This is a genomic window from Eisenbergiella tayi, assembly GCF_001881565.1.
Lineage (GTDB): Bacteria > Bacillota > Clostridia > Lachnospirales > Lachnospiraceae > Eisenbergiella > Eisenbergiella tayi.
In genome coordinates this window covers 249,568-268,640 of record NZ_MPDJ01000009.1, presented here as the reverse complement: position 1 = coordinate 268,640, position 19,073 = coordinate 249,568, and the positions used below count along the sequence as shown (strand labels likewise).

General features: G+C 51.1%; 10 protein-coding genes. 8 read left to right on the top strand and 2 right to left on the bottom strand.

Going from position 1 to position 19,073, the window contains the following annotated elements; genetic code table 11:
- Positions 1 to 44 precede the first annotated feature (44 nt).
- Positions 45 to 965: a helix-turn-helix domain-containing protein gene (locus tag BLA28_RS27120; RefSeq protein WP_069157089.1), complete on the bottom strand. Its 921-nt coding sequence runs from the start codon at positions 963 to 965 to the stop codon at positions 45 to 47.
- 327 nt (positions 966 to 1,292) lie between these two features.
- On the opposite strand from BLA28_RS27120, the gene BLA28_RS27115 reads away from it, so the two are divergent.
- The 7 genes from BLA28_RS27115 (at position 1,293) to BLA28_RS27085 (ending at position 14,657) form a co-directional block, all read left to right on the top strand.
- Positions 1,293 to 3,299: a beta-galactosidase gene (locus tag BLA28_RS27115; protein ID WP_141702915.1), complete on the top strand. Its 2,007-nt coding sequence runs from the start codon at positions 1,293 to 1,295 to the stop codon at positions 3,297 to 3,299.
- 17 nt (positions 3,300 to 3,316) lie between these two features.
- Positions 3,317 to 6,571, top strand: a complete 3,255-nt coding sequence (locus tag BLA28_RS27110; protein ID WP_069157091.1) for a glycoside hydrolase family 2 protein — start codon at positions 3,317 to 3,319, stop codon at positions 6,569 to 6,571.
- 242 nt (positions 6,572 to 6,813) lie between these two features.
- Positions 6,814 to 8,181, top strand: coding sequence for a uroporphyrinogen decarboxylase family protein (locus BLA28_RS27105; RefSeq protein ID WP_069157092.1), 1,368 nt, complete (start codon positions 6,814 to 6,816; stop codon positions 8,179 to 8,181).
- Positions 8,178 to 9,110: a CobW family GTP-binding protein gene (locus tag BLA28_RS27100; RefSeq protein ID WP_069157093.1), complete on the top strand. Its 933-nt coding sequence runs from the start codon at positions 8,178 to 8,180 to the stop codon at positions 9,108 to 9,110. The genes BLA28_RS27105 and BLA28_RS27100 overlap by 4 nt, the downstream gene beginning before the upstream one ends.
- Before the next feature lie 33 nt (positions 9,111 to 9,143).
- Entirely contained in the window at positions 9,144 to 10,118 is a 975-nt protein-coding gene (locus BLA28_RS27095; protein WP_044966635.1) for a radical SAM protein, read from the top strand.
- Between the two features lie 125 nt (positions 10,119 to 10,243).
- Positions 10,244 to 12,439 carry a sensor domain-containing diguanylate cyclase gene (locus BLA28_RS27090; RefSeq protein WP_071699663.1) on the top strand — a complete coding sequence of 732 codons (2,196 nt, stop codon included), beginning with the start codon at positions 10,244 to 10,246 and terminating at the stop codon, positions 12,437 to 12,439.
- Between the two features lie 130 nt (positions 12,440 to 12,569).
- Positions 12,570 to 14,657 (top strand): diguanylate cyclase domain-containing protein, encoded by a 2,088-nt coding sequence (locus BLA28_RS27085; protein WP_069157095.1) that lies wholly within the window; start codon positions 12,570 to 12,572, stop codon positions 14,655 to 14,657.
- On the opposite strand, the gene BLA28_RS27080 is transcribed toward BLA28_RS27085, so the two are convergent.
- Positions 14,590 to 15,450 (bottom strand): AraC family transcriptional regulator, encoded by an 861-nt coding sequence (locus BLA28_RS27080; protein ID WP_069157377.1) that lies wholly within the window; start codon positions 15,448 to 15,450, stop codon positions 14,590 to 14,592. The genes BLA28_RS27085 and BLA28_RS27080 overlap by 68 nt on opposite strands.
- A gap of 298 nt (positions 15,451 to 15,748) precedes the next feature.
- Here BLA28_RS27080 and BLA28_RS27075 point away from each other — a divergent pair, with 298 nt between their 5' ends.
- Positions 15,749 to 19,030 carry a DUF5107 domain-containing protein gene (locus tag BLA28_RS27075; protein ID WP_069157378.1) on the top strand — a complete coding sequence of 1,094 codons (3,282 nt, stop codon included), beginning with the start codon at positions 15,749 to 15,751 and terminating at the stop codon, positions 19,028 to 19,030.
- Positions 19,031 to 19,073 lie beyond the last annotated feature (43 nt).

Genomic DNA, 19,073 nt, shown 5'->3' with positions numbered 1-19,073 from the left:
CTGCGCCCCGGGCCTTTGGCACATGCCGGGCTTGGATTATAATTTTAAAAACTGTTTCTTGTAAATGCACCGGGCGTTGTCCCGGTGTATTTTTTAAATACCCTGGAAAAGTAATAAATATCCCGGAAACCGCATTTCTCAGCCACGTCGGAAATACGGCTGGTGCCGTCGGAAAGCAGCTGCCTGGCCTTGGAAATACGCAGCTCGTTCAGATAAGCCAGCATGGTTTTTCCGGTGGCTTTTTTAAAAAGTCGGTTGATATAGTCATAATTGCAGCCGTATTTCTGCTCGATCAGGCAGCCAGTGATATCCCCCGCATAGCTGCTCTGGAAAAAAGTCATGATGTCGTAAATGATCTTTGTGGATCGGGCGGTGAACGTGGAATCCCCTTCCAGCAGGAAGGAATCAGTGAGTTCACGGGAGGCGGCGAGCAGGAATTTCATGAAAAGGCAGCCGGTCTGAAGCCGGAAATATTCCAGCTTATTATAGTGGGATGCGGTTATCTGTTCCAGCAGTTCCGTCATGTGCAGGAGGACGCCGGGTTTGCTGATATGCAGGTGCTTCGGCAGAAGCAGCGGGTCGGAGGGCATATTCCGGATGGTGCATTCGTCGGTCTGCAGCGAGGCAAAACGGCGGGCGAGGGCTTCGTTTTTTATGGTATCGGCCGTCGTATGACATTCCTCCAGCTGTTCCTGATAGAAATGGATATAAAAATAGGTACAGGCAGCAGCTTTTGTCCCCCGGTGTTCCAGGCGGGGATCCAGAATGAGCATGTCGCCTGCTTCCAGATGATAGTCCCTTTTCCCTTCCTTCAGATACATATCACCGGAAAGAAGGAAATACAGGACATATTCTTCCAGCTGACGCCGGATATGGACATGGGGCGGCTCCACATGAACCTTATTGGTGTATTTTATGACGGGCAGACAGGAACTGCCCATTTTATAATAAAGAATTTCTTCCATGCTGTCGGAACCTCCTGAAAAAGCTTTCCGGCCTGCGGCCTTTCTGTCAAGAGTATACCTCTGTTCTGATGAATGTACAACGGTTTTATATAAAAAAGAACTGCCATAGAGTCCGATACTCTGGCTGCAAAACGGTTTTGTATAAAAAAACAAGGAATCTGCCATTGTATTTCCCGGGGGTTTTTATATGATAGAAACAGGAGTATTTGATCGGTGCGGCAGCCGTCAGATGTACAGGAGAACCCTTGGTTCCCTGCCTGTACATCCGGCCGGTTCATTGCCCGCAGGAATAAAACAGCCCCGGAAACGGGCGGATGGGAGAAAACTATGAAAATTGATTTAGGACAGGTACAGGCAAGGGATGCAGAGATTCTGGAAGCGGCGGAAGAGGGCTGCACGGTGCTGCTGGGAGCCGGAGGGGGAGGAATTACCCTGCCTCAGGTGAAGGGGACGAAGGAACGGTACTTAGTCGGGGATGTGGAGGTTTTGGAGGATCATTCCGTGGCCATGATGTTCCGGTGTTTCCTTCCGGGGGAGGAGAAGGAGCGGCTGTTTATGCGCTTCGGCATCCTGCCCCGGTTCCGGACGAGAATCTGCCTGGACTTGGATCTGCTGGACAACCGGACGATATTCACCAACCGGACGCCGGGAACGCTGAAGCTTGTGGTTCACGGGCACCGTATCCGGCGGGAAGAGGCGGCTCGCTTTGAACTGGGGATGGATGAAATGTTCCATGATGTAAAGGTGCGTTTTGAAAATTTTTTCATGACAGATACAGAGCCTGAGGAGTTCCCGATACCGCAGAAGAAAATGGTGGATGAGTTCGGTCAGTGGAAAGAGAAGGAATGGCCCGGGAAGATTCATTCCCTGGAGGAATTAAAGGAAAGGTATCATTCGCTGGAAGGGGCTGCCGCATATCCTTTCCCGGAGTGGAATTCCTGGGGCGGGGACAGCAGCCGGAAGCTTAAGGAAGGAACCGGCTATTTTTCCACCTTTAAATCAGAGGATGGCAGATGGCATCTGACGGATCCGGACGGATGTGATTATTTTTCCCTGGGGCCCTGCGGAACGAGAGCGGGGGAATGGGGGCGTATCGACAGCTTTGAAGGCTGCTGCGACTGGCTTCCCCAGGAGGATCCTGACTACGCCGAATTTTTTCAGGAGGGTACCACAAGGAGAACCGCATATATGCCGCTGGATCATTTTAAAATGGCTAATTTTTCAGGGATGAACCTGAAAAAAGTGTATGGCGCGCAGTGGAAGGAAAAATGGGAGGAAATATCCTGCCATATTCTGATGAATAACGGAATCAATTCCCAGGGGAATTTCCCGGGGCTGGGCGTTAATGACGGGAACAGCAAAATGGCCTATGTCCGTGAGCTTCCCGGCTTCCCGGTGACAGATACGCTGATTTTCAGGGATTTCCCGGATGTGCTGTCGCCGGAATACAGGGAGCGTTCGGAGGTTTACGCCGGACAGCTTGAGGAATGGAAGGAGGATCCGTGGCTGATTGGGTATTTCCTCAGGAATGAGCCGGAGTTTAACTTTGTGGAGAATCTGGCTATCGCGGATGAAGTGCTCAGGAATCCGGCGCAGACATACTGCCGGAGAGGGCTGATTGCTTTCCTTCAGGAAAAATATACATCCATTGATGCCCTGAATCAGGTGTGGGGAACCGGGTTCGGCGGCTTTGAGGAGCTGGAAAAGCCCATTGCGGACTGCTCCGCCCGTTATCCGGGATCGGAAAAGGATATCCGTGAATTTTCAGGAAGGCTGATCACAGAATATATCCGAATCCCTGCACAGGCCTGCCGGGCGGTGGATCCCAATCATCTGAATCTGGGCCTGCGCTGGTCAAAGGCTTATAATGCGGATATGATGAAGGGCTGGGAATATTTCGATGTCTTTTCCATCAACTGCTATGATTTTGATCCTACCAGGGATATGGATTTTGTGAAGAATGCAGGGGTGGATCTGCCTATCCTCCTGGGGGAATACCATTGCGGCGCCCTGGATCGGGGGCTGACGGCCACAGGGTTAAAGGGTGTTGCGAACCAGGAGGAACGCGGCGTGATGTGGCGTAAATTTGTGGAAAAGGTGGCGGCTCACCCTTACGGTGTGGCGGCACACTGGTTCCAGTATAATGACCAGTTCTGCCTGGGAAGATATGATGGGGAAAATTATCAGATCGGTATGGTGGATGTGTGTATGCAGCCGTATCCGGAGCTGATGGAGGCCGTTCGGGAAACCTCCCGTGTGCTTTATCAGGTTAAAAACGGGGAAAAGGAGCCTTATGACAGAAGTCCCCGGCCCATTCCCATGATAGGCTATTAAAAACAGGAGTGTGGAAAATGAAAGAAGAACGTATTTGGCCCAGGCCGCAGATCATACCGCTGCCCCGGCAGACGATGGAAATCGAAAGGCCGGTGCGCAGCCTGAATGAGGCCGCCTGGAAAATATGCCGGAATCCCGGTGCGGATTTCTGGCGGGAGGAAGCGGAGGATGTCCTTTGGGAAGATACGGTTATTCCCATGCAGCAGAGCGCTTCTTCGGAAGAATATGCCTATGCCTGTGATTTGGAAATCCCGGAGGAATGGGCGGCAGGACGGATCTTCCTGCGTTTTGACGGCGTGAACTGCCTGACCCGCGTATTTGTGGACGGAAATGCGGCGGGAGAGCATTATGGTGGCTTTGTGAGCTGGGACTGTGAGATCACACAGTTTACCGCGTCCGGCGGAAGGCACCGGCTTGTATTGGGAGTGACGGATGATCCCGGAGGAATCTGCCCGTTTCATTTCGGAGGCATTATCCGTGATGTTTCCCTGGCAGTCCTTCCCATGACATATCTGGGCCGTCTGCACGGGGACGTTTCCTTCGATGAAGCTTATATGGATGCGGAGCTGACGGTCCATGCCGCGCTGCGCGGAGGAAACGGCCTTCTTTCCCTTTCTTTATGTCCGCCGCAGGGAGAGGAATTTCTGCTGGGTGAGGAGGAACTGAAGGAGGGAGAGGAATTTTCGGCGTCATATCCGATAAAGGCCCCTGTGAAATGGGACAGTGAGCATCCGAATCTGTATACGCTTACAGCCAGGGTGATGAAGGATGGAGCCTGCACGGAAATTGCCTGCCGCCGCATTGGTTTCCGGCAGATAAGGAGGGAAGGCAGCCAGGTTTATCTGAATGGGGATCTGCTGAAGCTGCGGGGGATTAACCGGCATGATATCCACCCGGTTACCGGCAGGGCTATCACCCACGAGCTGGTGGAGAAGGATGTGCGTCTGTTTAAGGAAGCAAATATTAATTTTATCCGTACCAGCCACTATCCGCCGCGTCCTGATTTCCTGGATCTGTGCGACGAATACGGTATTTATGTGGAGGATGAAACGGCTGTCGCGTTTTTGGGACAGGAAATTGACTGCAGGGAAAATGATCCGGAATTTACCGGGAAGTTTATGAATCAGTTTGCCGAACTGCTGGAACGGGATCGCTCCCATCCCAGCGTCATTCTCTGGTCGTTGGCAAATGAAAGCTTCTGGGGCAGGAATCTCGCCATGGAAAATGCTTATGCCCATCAGGAGGATCCGGGGCGTCTGACGATTTTCAGCTATCCCATCACCCAACGGGAGGAGGATGACCGGGCGGATATCTGGAGCATGCACTATGCGGCCTGGGAGCAGGATCCCGCCGCATTGGTGGACAGCTTCGACAGAAGCTGCCATGAACCTGTCCCCTGGCCGGTGCTTCATGACGAATCCACCCACATTCCCTGTTATGACCGGACGGATCAGAGAAGGGATCCCGGAGTGCGCGATTTCTGGGGAGAGACGATCAGCCGGTTCTGGGATAAGCTGTGGTATGCGCCGGGAGTCCTTGGCTGCGCCATTTGGGCCGGTGTGGATGAGGTATGGCAGGGAAAGGGGCGCTGGGGAGCCCCATGGGGGATCCTCGACGGATGGAGACGGAAAAAGCCGGAGTTCTGGCATGTGCGTAAGGCCTATTCCCCGATCCGTCTGGAAGGAGAGGCAAGGCCTTGTGGGGAGGCCGTCTGCCTTACCGTTGAAAACCGGTTCAACCACACGAACCTGCGGGAGGTGGAGGTTACCTGGCGCTGCGGGGAGAACTGCGGCAGCATGAAGGGGCCGGATCTGGCCCCTCGGGAGAAAGGGAGCCTGCTCATCCCTGTGCCTTACCAAAAAGGAGATGTGCTTACGCTGGAGTTCACCGATCCTTTTGGAAATAAGGTGGAGGATGCCTGCCGTCAATTGGATGCTCCGGTTCCCGGACTGCCTGTATGCATGGCAGGGGCGCCGTCACTGCGGGAGGAAAAGGGCGGCCTGATCGTGGAAGGAGATCAGTTCCGGCTTCATTTTTCAACGGAAACGGGACTGATTACCGCAGGATATGTGCAGAAGGAGCTGGTATTGACAGGCGGGCCGTACCTGCATCTGACAGGGCTGGCCCTTGCCCCGTGGAAAGCGGATTCCTTCCGCTGGGAAGGAAAACCGGATTGTGCGGCAGTCTTCCTTTCCGGCAGCTACGGAAAGGTCCGGGTACGGTTTGAAATCCGCATTGACAGAACCGGTTTCATGGAAACCCTGTATGAGGTGTCGGAAATGCCGTACGCCAGCCCGCGCCGGCTGGCCATGCGGGTGGGAGACGATACGGATTCGGGCGGCTATGAAGAGGTGGGAATCCATTTCCTGGTGCCCGGAGAGATGGATACCCTTTCCTGGAAAAAGAAGGGGCTGTGGGATACTTACCCGGACTGGCACATCGGACGGCTGCAGGGCAGTGCGGCAAAGCATGGACCCAAAGGCTGTGCCGGCCCGGACGCTGCTCCCGACAGGGACTGGCAGCTGGAAGAAAGGGATCCGGTTCTTTTTGGCCCCTTTGATACGGGACGGAGGGGTACCCGTGATTTTGCGTCATTGAAGTCCCGCATATTCCGGGCTTCCATGGGGTATGGGGAAAAGGGTCAGGCTTTTACCGTCCTCTCGGACGGAACGGATTCCGTCCGCTCCCGGCTGACCCATAACCCGGATTTTATCATAAATAAGGAAGATCCCCGTGTTGTATATCATGGAAGCTGGCAAAAGCAAAGGACCGGTTATTCCAGCATGGATGGGACGGAGCTTTGGTCCAACCGGAAGGGGGATACCTGCACCTGCCATTTTTCAGGCACCGGCTGCGCCTGGATCGCCAGCTATGATATTCTGGGAGGCATGGCGGAGGTAAGGGTGGACGGTAGACTGATGGAGGATTCCCTGTCCCTGGGGGTCAGGCTGCTGACGCCGGGAATTGCAAGGGGCTACGAAAAGGATCCGGGCCGCCTGGTATATGCGGCGGAGGGGCTGCCTGAAGGAGAGCATACCCTGACAATTACCGTGAAAGGAGAACGAGCGCCGGGGTCTATGGGCGCGTATGTCTTTGTTGATCATTTCCTTGTTTTCGGAGAAGGGGATTATGGGGACACGCAGCTGATTATTGACAGTGAATTCAACTATCCTGAACTTTCCTGGGGCTGCTATACCAAACCGCCCGTCCGGGTTTCCTCAGGCTATTCACGCCGGATTTATACGAGGCTGGGAAGAGAAGAGGACTGCTGACACAGATATTGATGTAGAACAGAAAAAAGAATCTTGAAAGGCGCCGTTTCTATGAAGTATTATCTCACGGGACGGTGTCTTTTGCGTTTGTATGAAGGAGGAATACCGTACGGCGCTTTTCCCCCTGGAAGTACACTTGGAAAGAATCCAGATAAAAAATACAAATTTTCTTTAAAACTTACCAGTTTTTTGACACGGCGGAAGGTATAGTAAAAATAACAGAAAAAATGGAGGGTAAACAGATGAACAGAAAGGAAATATTAATAAAGACGCTGCGGCATGAGGCGGTGGATCAGGTGCCCTGGGTTCCCTTTGCCGGTGTGCATGCAGGCTTATTAAAAAATTATACGGCGAAGGAGGTTCTGCAGGATGGGGAAAAGCTGTTCCAGTCATTGATGGAAGTGAATCAGCTGTATAAGCCTTTTGGACAGCCTGTGGTTTTTGACCTTCAGGTGGAAGCGGAATGTCTGGGCTGCGGCCTGGCCTGGGCGGAGGATACGCCGCCTTCTGTGATGTCCCATCCTCTGGAGGATGATGATGAAATCCATGTCCCCTGTGATTGTACGATTCCTTCGAAGGAAACCGGAAGGATTCCGATGATTCTGGATGTGATGCGTCGGATGAAGGAGGCTGTGGGGGAGAATACGGCTCTGTATGGGCTGATCTGCGGCCCTTTTACGCTGGCGGCCCATCTGCGGGGAAATAATATTTTTATGGATATGTATGATGACGAGGATGCGGTGGCGGATTTCCTCGGTTACTGCAGCCGTGTGGCGGCGAGGATGGCGGAGTATTATGTGGAAGCGGGGATGGATGTAATCGCTGTGGTGGATCCGCTGATTTCCCAGATTTCCGAAGACCATTTTGGACAGTTTATGCATGAGCCTTTCAGCGGTTTGTTTGCCCATATCAGGGAGCTGGGGGCGTTTTCTTCCTTCTTTGTGTGCGGGGATGCGACCAGGAATATCGAAGCGATGTGCCGTACGGCGCCGGATTCCATTTCCATTGATGAAAATGTGGATCTTCTGGAGGCGAAGAAAATAACGGATCGTTATAATATCACTGTGGGCGGGAATATCCCTCTTACGACGATTATGCTTCATGGAACGCAGCAGGACAATATGAAATTTGTGCTGGATCTTCTGGATAATATGGGCGATACCAGGAATTTCATCCTGGCCCCCGGCTGCGATATGCCTTATCATGTGCCGGTGGAGAACGTGATAGGCATTGCCCAGGCGGTGCTGGAGCCGGATAAGGTACGGGAAATGCTTAAAAATTACGTGGCCCAGGAGGATGATATTGATATTGTCCTGCCGGACTATGAGCATCTGGAAAAACCTCTGATGGAGGTGTTCACTCTGGATTCCGCAACCTGCGCTGCCTGTACTTATATGATGGGAGCGGCAATCGAGGCGAAAAAGACCTTCGGGGACAGCCTGGATATGGTGGAATATAAATTTACGGAAAAGGAAAGCATTGCCCGCTGCAAGAAGATGGGTGTCACGAATCTCCCTTCCCTATACATTAACGGGGAACTGAAATTCCGTTCCCTGGTTCCCTCCAGACAGGAGCTGGAGCAGGTGGTGAAAGAGGCTATGTCCAGATGACAGAGGTTTATCTGATTACCGGGTTTCTGGGTGCGGGCAAGACCTGTTTTGTAAAAAACATGGTGAAGGCGCTGCCCCATGAAACCATGGATATTATTGTGAATGAATTCGGCAGGGAGGGGATTGACGGGGCCCTGCTTCATAAAACAGGCCTGCAGGTAAAAGAAATCGTCAATGGTTCCATTTTTTGTACCTGCCGCCTGGATCAGTTTGAAGAGGCACTTGCTTCTTCTCTTTCCCGGAAGCCTGAGGCTATCCTTGTGGAAGCCTCGGGACTGTCGGATCCCATGAATATCCGGAGAGTCCTGGACAGCGTGGACGGATCCGGAAAGCTGCATTATGCAGGGGCCTGGTGTCTGGTGGATGCCCTGAATTTCCCCAAGGTATATCAGACCGCGGTGGCGGTGAAAAAGCAGCTGGCGGTAAGCGATGTTTTTATTGTGAATAAAACGGATTTGGCCTCCGAGGCGGTTCTGCAAAAAACGCTGGGGATTCTTAAGGAAGCCAGGCCGGAGTGCCCGGTTTATTCAACCTCCTTCGGGCAGGTGCAGCCCCGGTGGATCCTTCCGGTGGAAATACCGGAAGCCGAGCGTGGCGGCCGTGGGATCTATCAGATGGATATCACGAATAAAAGCTATCTTCTGGAAATAAAGGATGGCTTTGCCAAACAGGAATTTGAGGCTTTCCTGGATCGGTTTATCAGAGATACCTACCGTGTCAAAGGGTTTGTGAGGCTGGAAGGAAGGCTGTATCTTGCGGACTGCACCTCAGACAGGAGGCAGCTGCTTCCCTGGGAAATGCTTCCCGGTGAAAAGGAACCGGAAGGGATAAACCGCGTGGTAATCCTGGGGGGAAGCGGGCTTCCCACAGCCGGAAGCGTCAAAAAGGCCTGTAGTGGCCTTGAAGACAAAATAATATCTTTTCAATAAAAATTTTGAGAGAACAGAAAGATTGGAGACACTATGGAGCTTACATCAATACTTGCAAAAGCGGAAAAAGGGGAACAGCTGAGCCGGGAGGATGCGGTGGCGCTTCTGCATACGGACAATACCTCATCCTCTTTTTACCAGCTTATTGCAGCGGCGAACGAACGGTCCCGCAGAGTGTTCGGAAATAAGGGCTATATCTTCGCCCAGATCGGATTGAATGCTTATCCCTGCAGCGGCAACTGCAGCTTTTGTTCCCTGGCAGAGAAGCATTTTGTGGTAGGGGAGCATTATGAAAAGTCCTGTGAGGAGGTTGTGGCCCAGGTGCGGGAAATGGAAACGGACAGGATTGAGGCTCTTTTCCTTATGACAACGGCGGATTTTTCCCAGCAGAAATTTCTGGAGATTGGCAGGGCGGTACGCGGGGTGCTGGATAAAAAAGTACACCTGGTGGCGAACATAGGAGATTTTGATGAGAAGATGGCAGTGCAGCTGAAGGAGGCGGGCTTCGACGGCGCGTATCATATCGTACGGCTCAGAGAGGGGACGGATACACAGATACCCCGGGAAAAAAGGATAGCCACCCTGGATGCCATAACCAAAGCCGGACTGGATCTGTACTATTGCGTGGAGCCCATCGGTCCGGAGCATACCTATGAGGAGCTGGCGGATGAAATGCTTAGAGCCAGGGAATATAAGGTAAATATGATGGCTGTCATGGGGCGTGTGGGAGTGCCGGGAACCAGGTTCGCGGACAGCGGGGAAATTACGGAGCTGGAGCTCACCAAAATAGCCGCGGTGGCAGGACTGGTAACGGCTCCCGGCAAAAGCATGAATGTACATGAACCCAAGAAAATGCCCCTTCTCGCCGGAGTGAACCAGCTTTATGCGGAAATCGGCATCAATCCCAGGGATACCAGTGAAAAAACGGAGGACAACAGAGGGAAGGGAATCCGGGAGACCGTGAAGCTTCTGGAGGAAGCGGAGTATAGGGTGGAAAAACGGAAATAAGGCTGAAAAACTGCTGTTTCCGTAAATTGGCAGTGGAATACGCCGTTGCCTTTTCCGATCGCTTTTGCTATACTGTATTCATTACGACAGTAATAAATATAGTTTGAGCAAGGAGACGGATAGACATGGATAATGAGAGAAAAAGACACAGCCATGAATATCAGGATCTTTTTAATAATATCCCCGGGGGCGCCTTTCTGTGCGGACAGGATGAGCACTGTATAATGACGGAAGTTAACCAGGGATTTCTGGAGCTTACCGGTTTCGGGCGGGAGGAGCTGGAGGAACAATTCGGCTGCAGCTTTACGGCAATGCTTCATCCGGCGGATCAGAAGGATGTTATGGAAAGAATGCTGTCCCTTGCGGAGGATAAGGATAAAGCTTTTGTCAACTGCCGGATCCGATGTAAGGACGGCAGCTATAAATGGGCTGCGGACAGCGTCCGTCTTGTCAGGAAAGCGACGGGCGGAAATCAGCTCTTTTGTATTATGCTGGATGTTACGGAATCCGGCAATGCCGGAGAAGAACTGCGTCTGTCCCTGGAACGCCATAAGATTATAATGGATCAGACCACAGATATTATTTTTGAATGGGATATTTGTGCCGATACCCTGATTTTTTCCTCCAACTGGGCAAAAAAATTCGGCTATGAAGCCAGGTATCAGGGGATCGGAAACGGAGAAAAGTTCCCTCACATTCATCCGGAGGATGTGGAAACGCTGAAAAAGCAGATGAAGGATGTGAGACAGGGAACGTCCTATACCACGGAAGAAATCCGTATAGAGAATGCGGACGGAAATTACATATGGTGCAGGATCCGTGCTACGGCCCAGTATGGGGATTCCGGAAAGCCGCTGAAGGCGGTAGGAGTCATCACGGATATTGACAAGGAAAAGAATATGATTGATGCCCTCCGCCGCCGTGCGGAGAGAGACGCCCTGACAGGACTTTACAACAGAGAGGAAACAGAGAAGCAGATCCGCCGGCATCTGAAGGAGGAGCCGGAGGAAATCTGTGCGCTGTTTATGATAGATACCGATAACTTCAAACAGATTAATGACTGCTACGGGCATTTATTCGGAGACGCGGTGCTTTCGGAGCTGGCTGCCGGAATGAAGAGACTGACCCGGCAGAGTGATGTGGTGGGCAGGATTGGAGGAGATGAATTCACTGTATTTTTAAAGAATATCCCTTCCCGTGAATTAGGAGAAGAAAAGGCAAGGAACCTGCTTTCCATGTTCAGCAACCTGTTTAAGGATGAAAAGCAGACGGTTGAGGTTACCTGCAGTGTGGGCGTGGCCTTTTATCCGGAGGACGGGAGGGATTTCCAGTCCCTTTACCACAGTGCGGATCTTGCTTTATATGAGGCAAAGAGCGGCGGGAAGAATCAATACAGGCTGTTTCATTCACAGAAAGGGACAGAAAAGGAACAGAAAAGCTATTCCTCCCTGGGGGCAGCCATTGATTCCGATCAGAGAACTTCGGGGGCGCCCGGTGATCTGGTTAATTATGTATTCCAGATACTTTATGATACCAGTGACCTGGAGTGGTCGATTCAGCTGGTGCTGGAAATTGTGGGCAAACGCTTTGATGTGAGCCGCGCTTATATTTTTGAGAATACAGATGATGGTAAATATGCCAATAATACCTATGAGTGGTGCAACGATGGGATTGAACCTCAGAAAGAGGAACTGCAGCGAGTCTCTTATGAGGGGCTGGAGGGCTATGAGGAGCTGTTCCGGGACGGCTCCGTATTTTACTGCCGGGATATCCGTTCATTGAAGCCGGTGCAGGTAGCCTTGTTCGAGAGGCAGGGTATCCGTTCCACCCTGCAGTGCGCGATCCGGGAAGAAGAAGTGTTCCGGGGATTCGTGGGATTTGATGAATGTACCGGCGTGAGGATGTGGACAAAGGAAGAGGTGGGCATGCTGTCCCTGATTTCCCAGCTTCTCACTACCTTCCTTCAGAAAAAGAGGAGCATTGACCGGGAACGGCAGATGACAATCCGGCTTAACACGATTCTTGATGTACAGGACGCTTATATTTATGTCATTGAGGATGGCAGCTACAGGCTTCTGTATCTGAATCATAAAACAAGAGTTCTTGATCCCAGCGCCAGAAAAGGGATGATCTGCTACCAGGCCTTCTTCTGCCGGGACACTCCCTGTGAGTGCTGTCCTCTCACAGGAGGTAACGGGGAAATCTACAATCCGCAGTATCAGGTGTGGACCAAGGCGCGGTCTGCCTCAATGAAGTGGGGAGACCGTGATGCATGGCTGCTTACCTGCTTTGATATCTCGGAATTCAAGCGAATGCAGTGAGAAATATAGGGGAAAGGATGATGCTTAACGGTATCATCTTTTTTTTTGTTTGTTTCTTCCTTCATACGTGTTATAATAAGAATTATTTTTTTTATTTACGGAAGAAATAACCTGGCCGGGAGGGAGTATAATGAAATTCAGACATAAAGCGTTAACTATAAAAAAAGAGATATTCCTGATGAGCTTTGCTTTTCTGGCGACGGTATCTCTTGTTTTCTCAGGAGTTTTCCTACATATCCTTTATAAGAAAAATATGGAAAACGCCGGTAATTCCCTGAGAGAATGCAATGCCCAAATTGTTATTTATACAGAAGGAATGTTTCATGAAAATGAGTCCATCGTCAATATTCTGTCCCGGGCGGATACAATCGTCAATGGCGGCAGCGGGAATCCGGCCGCTGTCCTGAAAATTTACGATGCTATTCTTAAGGATAACAGTAATATCACCTATATCTATTCCGGCTATGCCGACGGAAGGCTTTATATCAATAACTATGACATTCCTGATAATTATGATCCCACAGACAGGCCATGGTATCAGGCGGCCGTCGCTTCGGATGGGGTTGCCAGGCTCGTTTATGAGGACGCCGCCAACGGGGAATGGCTGTTCAGCCAGAGCAAGAAGCTGGTGGATGACGAGGGAAATGTGGTGGGAGCCGTGTCGGTGGACTGCTCCAATGAATTGATTTCCAGACAGCTGAGCACCAGATACCAGTATGCTTCACAGAGAAGCTTTATTACGGATCTGTCAGGCAAAGTGCTCATTCACCCGGATGAAAGGTATATTAACGACACCATTCTGAATTATATGGAAAAGGATTCCTGGGATAAAATTATTGCAGGTAAAGTCAGCTACGGAGAATATCAAAAGAACGGCATCAAAGCCATGGCTTATTTTGAACAGTTCCCGGGAACGGATTTTATTGTGTGCACCGCTATTGATGCAAGGGAGGTTACGCAGCCTATTGTATGGAATATGGTGCATCTGCTGTTCATGCTCGCAGGGCTGTCGCTTTTGTTTGGCTTCCTTCTCAGCCGGGTGCTGCTTTACCGTTTCGGCGGACCTATCCTGGAATTAAAAAGACGGATTGAGAACGTTGTCCGCGGGTGTCCGGAGGAATATCGGGAGGCGGGCTTTTACAATGCGGAGCTTAACGGGATTGCGGACAGCATTACGATCATAGTGAAGAATATAGCCAAAAAGGAGGAGCAGCGTAAGGAGGCGGAGTATACCAGTTTCCACGATTCCATGACGGGACTGTATAACAGACGCTTCTTCTCAGAAGAACTGCGCAGGCTGGACGTGAAGCGCAACTATCCTCTGTGCATCATATGCTGTGATGTAAACGGGCTGAAGCTGGTGAATGATGTATTCGGCCATGATGTGGGAGATCAGCTGATCTGCAGAGTTGCTGAAAGCCTTGCGGGGGTATGCAGGGCCGACGATATCCTGGCCCGCGTGGGAGGGGATGAATTTGCACTGCTGCTGTCCCATACATCGGAAGAGGACGCCGAAGGAATTATAGCGCGTATCAGGGAAGGATTTCCGGCTGAAAATATCCGGGGAGCGCAGATATCCGCTTCTTTCGGCTATGGAGTCAAAAAAAAGAAGGAGGATTCCATAGCGGTTATCCTTCGTTCGGCGGATCAGATGATGTACCGGAGAAAGCTGACGGAGAGTGAAGAAATGAAACAGCAGACGGTTGCCAATATTATTGAAGCGTCTGCCAAAGAAGGGCTTGTGACGGAACTGACAGAGAAGGAAGAACATGCGCTGGAACAGCTGTCCGCGGCTTTGTGCCCGGGCGATGAGGCGCTTTTAAAGCAGGCTTACAGACTGCGTAAAATAGGGCTGTGCAGCCTGTTCCAGTCCAATATGAAAAATGAAGAGGAAATCATGCTTTCCGGGATTAACCGGAGGCATACGGATAACAGCTACCGTATTCTGTCCGCGTCCGGGGAATACCGGGGAGCGGCAGGCTATGTGCTGCATTACACGGAGCACTGGGATGGAAGCGGATGGCCTGCGGGTCTTGCGGGCAGGGATATTCCCCTTCTTTCACGGGTGATTGCGGCAGTGGATGCCTTTGTATCCGAAAATTCGGACGGCTTCCGGCTGAAACAGAATGACGGCTGGTATGATCCGGAAATCACCGCGCTTCTTCAGAACCTTTCAGAAGACGGTATTCAGCAGGAGTCAGCCCCTGGTGTTTCTTAAAGGCGCTGCAGAATACGCTTTCCGAGGAAAACCCCGTATTAAAGCAGATATCCTTTACAGGTAGCCGGGAATTTTTCAAAAGGTAGCGGGCTGTCATCATACGTGTATTGTTAAGGTATTCATGGGGTGTAAATCCGGTTTCTTTCTTAAAGACACGGATGAAATGGTACTGGCTTAGCCCGGCCTGGGCGGCGAGTTCCTCAACGGAAAATTTTTCGGCGAAATGCTCATTGATATAGGCGATGATTTCCTCCGCCATACCCGTGTAATCCGGAGAGTTCTCCTTCTGCGGGGAATGAAGGAGGAAAGCGGTGAGAATATCGGTCAGATATTTGGATACCAATGCCTCCCTAACGGCCTTCCCCGTGGAAAAGGTATCATAAATGGAAGCCAGCCTGCTCACCGTGGGCTGAGGGTTCGGCAGAGAAAAGGAATTGCCCAGATGAGATACTATATTAGTGTAGTATCCGCGGGCGGTAATCCCGTCAAAATGGCACCAGAGGCATTCACAGCCGGTGTCCGTATAATAAATATGCTGTTTATAGCAGTCTATCAGGACAAAGTCCCCTTCCGCAACAGGGGAAACCGTCCCGTCCAGCTCCAGCATGAATGCCCCCTTCTGTACATACATCAAAAGAAAATTATCGTAGGAGTCCCTGCGAAGATAATAACCCGGCTCATAAAGGAAACGGCCGCACTGCAGGGGATAAAGGAAAATATCCCTCGCTGTTTTGCTGGGAGAATAAATAAAGTACTGCGATTTATCCGAAACAAAATTTTCACAGGATTTCATGCTTTTTCCTCCTGCAGGGCATCCCCCTGCTTTTTTTATCTGTTTTTTCCCGCGGGCGGCGGGCCGGACGGGCGCCTGTCCCATTTATCTGCCGCCACAGGGCATATAACTTCCCTAGACCTATTCTAAGATTCGCCGGCAGGAAATGCAATAGCAAAAAATATAAATAAGACCGCAACTAAGAGTAATGTATTTTTAGCATAAATGCTTTATATTGCTTCATATAGGGCGGTGATTGGAAGTGAAAACGGAAAACGGCCGCGGCAAAAAAAGACAAGATAGAGGAATGGAGGACATGATGGGCGAAGCGAAGGTTTGGGTGGAACAGGTAATCATACCTACTTATGAAGTAGGGGAAGCGGAAAAGAATCCGATGTTTCTGGATAAACGGGTATATCAGGGAAGCAGCGGAAAGGTCTATCCCTATCCTGCGGTGGAAAAAATCAGCAATACGAAGACGGATAAGGAATATACCGCTGTTTTTCTGGAAAATGAATATGTAAAGGTTATGGTGCTGCCTCAGCTGGGAGGAAGGATCCAGAGAGCGTATGATAAGACGAACGGATATGATTTTGTTTATTATAACCATGTGATAAAGCCTGCTCTGGTGGGGCTGACGGGGCCATGGATTTCCGGAGGGATTGAATTCAACTGGCCCCAGCATCACAGGCCTACCACTTTTCTTCCTGTGGACTATGTGCTGTCGGAGGGGGAGGACGGCAGCAAATCCGTCCTTGTGCATGATGTGGATCAGATGTACGGGACCAAGGGGATTGCAAAAATAACCCTGTATCCGGGGAAGGCATATATTGAAATAACCGGCCAGCTGTATAACCGGACGTCCATGCCCCAGACCTTTTTGTGGTGGGCGAATCCGGCGGTTCCGGTAAACGAGAATACGCAGTCCATTTTCCCTCCGGATGTCCATGCGGTCATGGATCACGGAAAGAGGGACGTATCCCGGTTCCCCATAGCCACGGGAGTGTATTATAAAAAAGATTACAGCGAGGGCGTGGATATCAGCCGCTATAAAAATATTCCGGTACCTACCTCATATATGGCGGAAAAATCCAAATATGATTTTGTAGGAGGCTATGATTACGGAAAAGAAGCGGGCATCCTGCATGTGGCGGATCATCATATTTCTCCCGGCAAGAAGCAGTGGACCTGGGGCTGCGGGGATTTCGGCCGTGCCTGGGACAGGAACCTGACGGATGAGGACGGCCCCTATGTGGAGCTGATGACCGGGGTATATACGGATAACCAGCCTGATTTCACCTGGCTGAAGCCCTTTGAGGAAAAGACCTTTAAACAGTATTTTATGCCATACAAGAAGGTGGGGCAGGTGAAAAACGCCACCACGGAAGCGGCCGTGCATTTATCTTATGACGGGAAAAGGATCCGGACGGCGGTTTATGCCACCGGTGTTTATGAGAAGGCGGTAATCCGCCTGACAGCCGCAGGAGAAACACTTTTTGAAGAAAATGCGGTAATTTCACCGGAGGATATCTTTGAAAAGGAATGGGAAAAGGAAGGGCTGAAGGAAGAGGAACTCTGTCTTGCTGTATATGCGGAAGGAAGATGCCTGGTGGAATACCGGCCGGATCCGGTTACCATACCGGAACTGCCGGAACCTGCAAAGGCGGCGAAAGCGCCGGAAGAGATCATGACCTGTGAGGAGCTTTACCTTACCGGCCTTCATATTGAACAGTACCGCCATGCCACCTACCTGCCGGATCCCTATTACCTGGAGGGGCTAAAACGGGATCCCGGGGATATCCGCATCAATAACGCCTATGGCTCCCTGCTGATGAGAAGGGGAAGGTTTGCGGAATCAGAAACCTATTTTAAGAAAGCCCTGGAACGTCTCATCGAGAGGAATCCCAATCCCTATAACAGCGAAACCTATTATCTGCTGGGACTTTCACAGCTATATCAGGGAAAAGAGGATTTGGCCTATGATTCTTTCTTTAAAGCGACATGGAGCAGCGAGCAGCAGGAGATGTCCTTCTACTATCTGGCGGCTGTAGACTGTAAAGCGGGAAGATTCGGAAAGGCTCTGGAGCATGTGGAAAAGTCCCTTGTCAAAAACGCCCATAACATCAAGGCAAGAGGGCTGAAAGCATATATCCTGCGCAGGCTCGACCGAAAGGAGGAGGCAAAAGCCTGGGCAGAAGAAAATCTCGCCCTGGATCCCTTTGATTTCCTCTCCGGCAATGAAAAGGTGATTTTACATAATAATGACCGCAGAATGCGGGAAGAACTGAATGCCAGGATGCGTTTCTTCCGGGAAAACTACCTGATGACAGCCCGTGATTACGGAGAGGCCGGGGCTTACGGCGAAGCCGCTGCGCTGCTCGGCGAATGCATAGAGGAATACCCGATGCTCTGTTACTACAGGGCATACTATGCAGGCTGTATGGGAGAAGATGCGGACTCTTTGCTGAAAAAAGCGGAGAACTGCGCCCCCGATTACTGCTTCCCCAACAAGCCGGAGGATATCGCTGTGCTGCGATTTGCCATCTCCCGCGGATGTACGGCGAAGGCTCCCTATTATCTCGGCAATTTATTTTATGATAAGCTGCAGTGGGAGGAAGCCTGTGCACTCTGGGAAACCTCTGCAAAGACGGATCCCGATTTCGCGGCGGTACACAGAAACCTGTCCCTGGTTTACTATAATAAGAAGAAGGATGCCGTCAGAGCGAAGGAAGAAATGGAAAAAGCCTTTGCCCTGGATACCGGGGATGTCCGTATATTCCTGGAGCTGGACCAGCTGTACAAGAAACTGGGCAAAAGCTTTGAGGAACGCCTTGCCGGATACGAAGCACACAGAGAACTGATTGAACAGAGAGATGACCTGTATATTGAGTACATTACCCTGGTAAACCTGTGCGGAGAACATGAAAAGGCATATGAATGCATCATGGGCCACAGCTTCCATCCATGGGAAGGCGGCGAAGGAAAAATCACCACCCAATATACATTGGCCTTACTGGAAATGGCAAAGAAGGCCCAGGCCCGCGGCAGCTTTGAAGACGCCGAAAACCTCCTGAAAAAAGCGCTTGTTTATCCCGAAAACTTGGGAGAAGGAAAGCTGGAGGGAACAAAAGACAACCATATATATTACCATCTGGGACTGACATTGGAATCCCTCGGAAAACCGGAAGAGGCCCGGGAATGCTTCCTGCGCGCCACCACAGGAACCGACGAGCCCGCCGGAGCCATGTATTACAACGATCAGCCCGCGGACATGATCATGTACCAGGGACTGGCCTATCAAAAGCTTGGCAGCACCCGGGAAGCCAAAGCCCGCTTCTACCGTCTCATCGATTATGGAGAACAGCACCTTAAAGATCAGGTAAAGATCGAATACTTTGCCGTATCTCTGCCGGATTTCCTGATTTTCGACGAAGACTATACCAGAAAAAACAAAGCGCACTGCTGCTATCTGATGGCTCTTGGCAACATAGGACTGGGCAGCCTCGAAAAAGCACACCATTTTCTGGAGCAAGCCCTGCAGCAGGACCCCTCCCACATGATGTGCCGCATTTATAAAAACACGCTCTCTGTTATGAAATAGCTATCGAACCGACGCTGCCGAAGGGAGAAGATAAAAAAGTGAG